General features: G+C 66.3%; 6 protein-coding genes and 1 pseudogene. 1 reads left to right on the top strand and 6 read right to left on the bottom strand.

Annotated elements, in window-relative coordinates; translation table 11 throughout:
• A pseudogene (locus BLV07_RS48375) lies at positions 1-273 on the top strand (hypothetical protein); the annotation flags it as partial.
• 118 nt (positions 274-391) lie between these two features.
• Here the strand turns inward: BLV07_RS48375 and BLV07_RS33750 are convergent.
• Genes BLV07_RS33750 through BLV07_RS33725 form a run of 6 tightly spaced genes read right to left on the bottom strand, consistent with a single transcriptional unit; the run spans position 392 to position 6,731 of the window.
• On the bottom strand, positions 392-1,354 hold the full coding sequence (locus tag BLV07_RS33750) for an ABC transporter permease (RefSeq protein WP_091894555.1): 963 nt from the start codon (positions 1,352-1,354) through the stop codon (positions 392-394).
• Complete coding sequence (locus BLV07_RS33745) at positions 1,351-2,280, bottom strand: ABC transporter permease (protein WP_176945928.1); 930 nt, start codon at positions 2,278-2,280, stop codon at positions 1,351-1,353. Before BLV07_RS33745 ends, BLV07_RS33750 begins: the two co-directional genes overlap by 4 nt.
• Complete coding sequence (locus tag BLV07_RS33740; protein WP_091894551.1) at positions 2,280-3,266, bottom strand: ABC transporter ATP-binding protein; 987 nt, start codon at positions 3,264-3,266, stop codon at positions 2,280-2,282. Before BLV07_RS33740 ends, BLV07_RS33745 begins: the two co-directional genes overlap by 1 nt.
• Positions 3,263-4,246 (bottom strand): ABC transporter ATP-binding protein, encoded by a 984-nt coding sequence (locus BLV07_RS33735; RefSeq protein WP_091894549.1) that lies wholly within the window; start codon positions 4,244-4,246, stop codon positions 3,263-3,265. The genes BLV07_RS33740 and BLV07_RS33735 overlap by 4 nt, the downstream gene beginning before the upstream one ends.
• 1 nt (position 4,247) lies before the next feature.
• Complete coding sequence (locus BLV07_RS33730) at positions 4,248-5,885, bottom strand: ABC transporter substrate-binding protein (RefSeq protein ID WP_091894547.1); 1,638 nt, start codon at positions 5,883-5,885, stop codon at positions 4,248-4,250.
• 30 nt (positions 5,886-5,915) lie between these two features.
• Positions 5,916-6,731: a sugar phosphate isomerase/epimerase family protein gene (locus BLV07_RS33725; RefSeq protein ID WP_091894545.1), complete on the bottom strand. Its 816-nt coding sequence runs from the start codon at positions 6,729-6,731 to the stop codon at positions 5,916-5,918.
• Between the last annotated feature and the right edge of the window lie 225 nt (positions 6,732-6,956).

The following is a 6,956-nucleotide window of genomic DNA, read 5'->3' as shown; positions in this document are numbered from 1 at the left end:
GAACACCCCTTCGGCACCCTCAAATGCCGGGCGGGCTACCGCCACTTCCTCGTCCGCGGCTTCGACAAGGTGCGCGGCGAATGGAGCCTGATGGCGCTCTGCTACAACTTCTCCCGCGTATTGAGCATCCTCGGAATCGACAGCTTCATGGCCTATCTGGCCAATTGCCATCCACATTGGGCGTTCTGGCTGCTTAACGCCGTCACCCGCCTACAAGCCACGGCACCGCGCTTCCAAGCAAAAATACGCCCGACCCTCGGCTACGCCATATAATCAGGGGCGAAACACAATTCTTGCCCACTCTCGCAGCGCAATCCGGGGCAGGTGTCTACTGCGGTTAGGGCTGTCCCGGATTTCGCTGCGCTCCATCCGGGCTACGGGAGCCCTCCCCCTATTGCAGGGTCGGATCGAGCCGGTCGCGCAGCCAGTCGCCGATCACGGAGACAGCCAACGTCGTGACCACGATGGTGGTGGCCGGCGCCAGCATGATCCAGGGTGCCCGGGTCAGGTATTCCCGGCCGTAGCCGACCATGTTGCCGAGGCTGGTCATCGGCGGCTGCACGCCCAGGCCAAGGAAGGACAGGCCGGACTCCATCAGGATCACCTCGGGGAATACCAGCGTGGTCGAGACGATCAGGGTCGAGGCGATGTTGGGCAGGATATGCCGAAGGTAGATCCGCGACGGCGTCGCGCCCAACTGGCGGACCGCGGCGGCATAGCCCTGCGCATTGGCGGAGATCGCCAATCCCCGCGCGATGCGGGCGTAGCGCTCCCAGCCGAACAGGCCCATCAGGCCGATCAAGAGCGGCAGCGAGTTGCCGAAGAAGGCGAGCACTGCGAGCGCCATGATCAGGAAGGGCATGCTGGCCTGGAAGTCGGTCAGCATCAGCACGAGCTGTTCGACGGCCCCGCGGAAATGCGCGGCCAGGAAGCCGAGCGTGGTGCCGACCACGGCCGAGATCGCGGTGGCGCCGAACGCGATCAGCAGCGAAATGCGGATCGAGACGAGCAGCCGCGACAGCACGTCGCGGCCGAGCTCGTCGGTGCCGAGCCAATGCGCGGCATTGCCGGGCGCGGCCAGGCGATTGCGCAGATCAAGCTGGGTGAAGCCGTAGGGTGCGAGCTTCTCGGCGAAGGCGGCGATCACCAGCGTGGCGATGATCCAGATGATCGCCAGCGCGACCGAGACCGGGATCGCCGGCAGGCTGATGCGGCGGCGGACGCTAGAGCCCTTTCCGTTCCGATGAAATCGGAACGGGGCTCTAGATTCTGGTTTTGACGCGTTTTCTTCACGCGAACCGGTATCCACTTCGCTTGAAAACGCTTCGGTATCCTTCAGCGTCGCGTCGGTCATGCATGCGCTCCTTTGGCGCGCAGCCGCGGGTCGAGGAAGCCGTAGAGGAAATCGACGATCAGGTTGGACGTGACCATGGTCATGGCGACCAGCAGCAGGATGCATTGGACGACGGCGAGGTCGCGGTTGGCGACGGCGACGACGAGCAGGCGCCCTACTCCCGGCCAGGCAAACACGCTCTCCACCACGACCGCACCGGCGATCAGCGTGCCCACCATGAAGCCCAAAATAGTCACGGTCGGAATCGCCGCGTTCGGCAGCGCATGCGACGTCACCACCTTGCGCCATGGCACGCCCTTGGCCGAGGCGGTGCGGATGTAGGGCTGGCCCAGCACCTCCAGCATTGCGCTGCGGGTGAAGCGCGCCAGCACCGCGGCGCCGCCAAGGCCGAGCGTCGCAATGGGCAGGATCGCGTGGCGCCAGCTGTCCTGCCCGCCCGACGGCAGCCAGCCGAGCTGCACGGCGAACACCAGCACCAACACCAGCGCGAGCACGAAACTCGGGACGGTGAAGCCCGCGACCGCCGTCATCATCACGGCGCGGTCGATTCCCGAGCCCCGATGCAGCGCGGCATAGATGCCGGCGGGAATGCCGAGCGCCACCTTGAAGGCAAAGGCCGGCAGCGTCAGCGCCAGCGTCGCCGGGATCCGCTCCAGCACCAGCTCGATCGCGGGCCGCCCGTCGCGCATGGAGCGGCCGAGCTCGCCCTTGGCGATGGCGCCGAAATAATCGAGATATTGAAACCAGATGGGATCATCGAGGCCCCAGGCCTTGCGGAACGCCGCGAGCACCTCAGGGGGTGCCTCCGGTCCCAAAATCATCAGCGCGGGATCGCCCGATAGCCGCAGCACGACGAAGGCGAAGGTGACGACGAGCACAATGGTGAGCGCCGCGCGTCCGATGCGAATGGCGAAATAGCGTCCCATCACGCCGCGTCCCGCGTCTCGGCGCCCGTGACCAGATGACAGGCGACCTGCCTGTTGCCGCCGATGGCTGAGAGCACCGGCACCTCGCTCGCACAGCGCGCGATCGCGCGCGGGCAGCGCGGGTGGAAGGCGCAGCCTTGAGGACGCGCAGCCGGATTGGGTGGATCGCCTGCCAGCACGATGCGGCTGGCACTGCGGCGGCCCGGTGCGGGCGAGGCCGAGACCAGGGCCTGGGTGTACGGATGCTCGGGCCGCGCAAACAGATCATCGGCGCTGCCGATCTCGACGATGCGGCCGAGATACATCACGGCAACGACATTGCTGATCTGCCTGACGACGCGCAGATCGTGGCTGATGAACAGTACCGTCAGCGACAGTTGCGCCTGGAGGTCGGCGAGCAGGTTCACCACCTGCGCTTGGATCGAGACGTCGAGCGCGCTGACCGGCTCGTCGCAGACCAGGAAATCAGGCTTCGTCGCCAGCGCCCGTGCCAGCACGATGCGCTGGCGCTGGCCGCCGGACAGCGCGCCGGGATAGCGCGCGCCGTGGACCGGCGTCAGCTCGACCGCGCGCAGCAGCTCGCGGACGCGATCTTCGCGCTCGGCGGGCGTGCCGAGATCGTGGATGTCCAGGGGCTCGCGGATCTGCGCAGCGACCGGCAGCCGCCGGTCCAACGCGCCCAGCGGATCCTGGAAGATCATCTGCATGCGTGCCCGCTGCGCGCGCCATGCGGCCGTTCCCGGCGCGGCCATCGGCTTGCCGTCGAACCGCACCTCGCCCCTGTCGGGCGGCTCAAGGCCGAGCACGATGCGGCCCGTGGTCGATTTGCCCGAGCCGGACTCGCCGACGAGGCCCAACGTCTCACCCTTGGGAATGGTCAGCGACACCCCGTCGACCGCATGCACGGCCGTAGCTCGACCGAACATTCCGGAGCGCATTGCGTAGCTGCGCGAGATCGCGGACACCTCGACGAGCGGCGCGCTCATTCGGCGGCGATCCCGAGCAGCGCACGGCGCGAAGCCTCGGCGCGGATGCAGGCGACAGCGCGATCATCCGCGATCGGCGCCAGGCTCGGCGCGGCAAGTCCGCACGGCTCGGCCGCCAGCGTGCAGCGTGGCGCGAAGGCGCAACCGTCAGGCATCCGCGCGGGATCGGGCACGGTGCCGGGAATGGCCGTCAGGCGCCGCCGCGGCCCATCGAGCGGCGGCAGCGCGCCGATCAGGCCCTGCGCGTAAGGATGCACGGGATCGGAGAAGAGCTGGTTGCTCGGCGCCTGCTCGACGATGCGGCCGGCATACATCACCGCGACGCGGTCGCAGTTCTCGGCGACGACACCGAGATCGTGGCTGATCAGGACCATCGCCATGCCGATCTCGCGGCGGACCGTAGAGAGCAGCTCCAGAATCTGGGCCTGAATGGTGGCATCGAGCGCGGTGGTCGGCTCGTCCGCGATCAGCAGGTCGGGATTTCCGGCCAGCGCCATCGCGATCATGATGCGCTGAACCTGGCCGCCGGAGAATTCGTGCGGATAGGCCGACAGCCGCCGCGCTGCATCGGGAATGCCGACGAGATCGAGCAGCCGCCGCGCTTCCGCCTTCACCGCCTCGCCGGAGAGATCGCGATGCAGCGCCAGCGCTTCGCAGAGCTGCCTGCGGATGGTCAGCACCGGATTGAGCGCACTCGCCGGATCCTGGAAGATCATGGCAACCCGCCCGCCTCTGACATGGTCGAGCTCGGCGGCGGGCGCGCCCAGGAGCTCACGGCCGTCGAGCAGCACGGAGCCCGTGACCTGCGCATGGCGCGGCAGCAGGCCGAGGGCGGCAAGCCATGTCACCGACTTGCCCGATCCGGACTCGCCGACGAGGCCGAGGGCCTCACCCTTCTGCAAGCTGACGTCGACGCCGCGCAGGACCGGCACGCCGTTGAAGGCGACCCGCAGGCCCCGGATGCTGACCAGCGGCGCCACCTCAGGCCTCGAAATTGCCGGCGCGGAAATCCATCGCGAAGGCCGGCGCTGCCTTCCACTTGATCGATTTCGGCTTGGCGGTGAACGTCGCGTTCTGGTGCAGCACCGTGTAGGCAGGGTCCTCGCGCTCGGCGATCTCCAGCATGCGGCGGAACGCCTTCTTGCGGGCCGCGCGATCGGTCGAGGCCTCCAGGAACTCCGAGAGCTTGTTCAGCTCGGTGTTGGTCCATTCGCCGATCTGCTGCTGCTGGCCGTTCGGCCCGTGCTGGGCGACCAGCGACGACACTGGATCGTTGAAGGCGGCCGAGTTCGACCAGTCGCGCACGGCGCGGGTCGGCGCGCGCTCCATGATCTGCGACCAGTTCTCCTTGGTCTCGATCTGCACGTTGAGGCCGACCGACTTCCACATCTCGACCAGCACCTGCGCGGTCGCGACCTGGTTGGTGTAGTAATTGTTGAGCAGGCGGTACGGGATCGGATCGCCCTTGTAATTGGCCTGCTTCAACAGATCCTGCGCGAGCTTGGGATCATAGGCCTGCACGCTCCAGTCGGCGTTGAACATGTCGCCGTAGAATTCCCATTGCAGGCCCTTCGGCACCCGGGTGCGGCCGGCCCACAGGCTATCGACGATCGCCTGGCGGTCGATCGCATGGGTGAAGGCGCGCCTGACAAGCGGATTGGCGAGCTGGGCGTGGTTCTTGTCGAACACGGTCAGGCGGTGATTGAGGATGGTGCCGCCCTGCACCTCGAACGCCGAATTCTTCTCGATGCCGGCGATCTGGTCCGGCGGGATGTCGCAGGCGAACTGATATTCGCCCGAGAGCAGGCCGTTGATGCGGCTCGCGACTTCAGGCACCTCGAGGAAGCGGATGCGCTTGAGCGGCGGACGGCCGCCCCAATATTCGTCATGGGCTTCGAGCGTCAGCGACACGTCGGGCTTGAGCTCGACGACCTTGTAGGGACCTGTGGTGACGGGTTTGCGCGCCCAGTCGAGATAGCTCGCGGACTCTTCCCACGCGCGGCGGTTCATGATGTCGGAGCCGTAGCGCGACAGCCGGCCCTCGATCGTGACGTCGGGCGTCGCGTTGTAGAAGCGCACCGTGTACTTGTCGACGGCATCGACGCGCACGAGGTCCGGCCAGATGCGGCGGGCAACGGCGGGCACATCAGGCGGCAGCTCCTTGCCGGGACGCGGCGTCGGGATCTTCTCGAAGGCCTGGATGGTGGTGCGGCTCTTGGCCTCGGTCTCGCCGAACATGCGCTCGCGGCTGAAGGAGAAGAGGACATCTTCGGCAGTAAGCTCGTCGCCATTGTGGAACTTGACGCCCTGGCGCAGCTTCACCTCGACGGTCTGGTCGTCGACGCGGTGCCATTCGGTGGCAAGTCCCGGCACGGCCTCGAGATTGCCGCGCCAGTTCTTGGAGATCAGACCTTCCCAGATCGAGGAGAAGAACACGCGCTCGCCGACATTGGACTGCTCGCGCAGCACGTCGAGCACGTTCGCATTCGTCACCTTCTGCACGGCGATCGTCACCGACGGACGGTTGTCGCCTTGCGCGATCGCAAACCGCGGCAAAAGGAGTGCGCTTGCGGCAGCGCCGCCGGATTTCAGGATGGTGCGACGGGTGAGCTTGCTCATGATGGTGACGCCTGCCCTTTGTGATGTCGGTTATTCGGCAAGCCCAAGCGCGGCGAGATGGGCTGCGCCAGCGCGGACGTCGTCGTGGTTGCGGAGTTCGAGGATCAGCCGCGGGTTGGACGTCAGCCGTCCCAGTGCGCGGAACACGGCGCCCCACGGGATGTTGCCTTCGCCCGGCGCCCAGTGCCGGTCGGCAAAGCCGTCGGTGTCCTGGAGATGCACATGCGTCAGCATGTCGCCGGCGGTCTCGACGTAGTAATCGACCGGCGGCGCGCCGGTGGAGATGTGGGCATAATTGGCGTGCCCGGTGTCGAGGGAGACGCGGACCTTGCTGCTTTCGAGCGCCTTGGCAAGGCGCACACGGTCGCGCGGATCCTTGTCCTCGATGTTCTCGATCACGATCTCGCAGCCGATGGTCTCGGCACGCGCGATCACTTCGGCCAGCGTCGCCTTGACGCGCTCGACCAGATTGTCGCGATTGTCCGGATAGAGATCGAGATTGTTGTGGTCCCAGGTCGTGAACGGCGAATGGATCACCATCTGGGTCGCGCCGAGGAACTCGGCGGCATCGAGACCCTGAAGCAGACGCTTGGTCACGGCCTGACGGATCATGGGATCGTGGCTGTCGATCTTGAAGCCCCAGAACGGGCCGTGAATGCCGAGCCGGCCGGTATGGCCCGCAAGCATCTGCTTGATCTCGCCGGCGGTCGTGCGCCAGTCACTATCGAGCAGATCGGCGCGGAAAAAATCCTGGATCTCGAGATCGCGCTGCCGTTCCAGAAGCCAGTCGCGATGCGCAGGGATCGATTTGATGGACAATGCGGCGCCCAGCACCGGCTTCGACATGGCTTGCTCCTTGGCCGTCAGCGATGACGGAAGCAGCGCTAGACCAGTTCAATGACAGGCCGGTGAAACGCAGGTTCTTCAACGTGAGGAGATGTGGACATCCTGCCGCCGCCCGCTGCGGATTCAGGAAACAAGATCGCAGCACCGATGCCGAACGAACACACGGCAAGCGTATTCATGTCCGTAGTGATCCGGAATGGAGTCCTAACCATAGTTCGCGTACAT

Origin of the sequence: Bradyrhizobium sp. Rc2d (assembly GCF_900099855.1) — a bacterium.
In the GTDB taxonomy this organism is placed as follows: Bacteria; Pseudomonadota; Alphaproteobacteria; order Rhizobiales; family Xanthobacteraceae; genus Bradyrhizobium.
The sequence above is the reverse complement of the archived record's forward strand: the minus strand, read 5'-3'. Positions and strand labels throughout refer to the sequence as shown.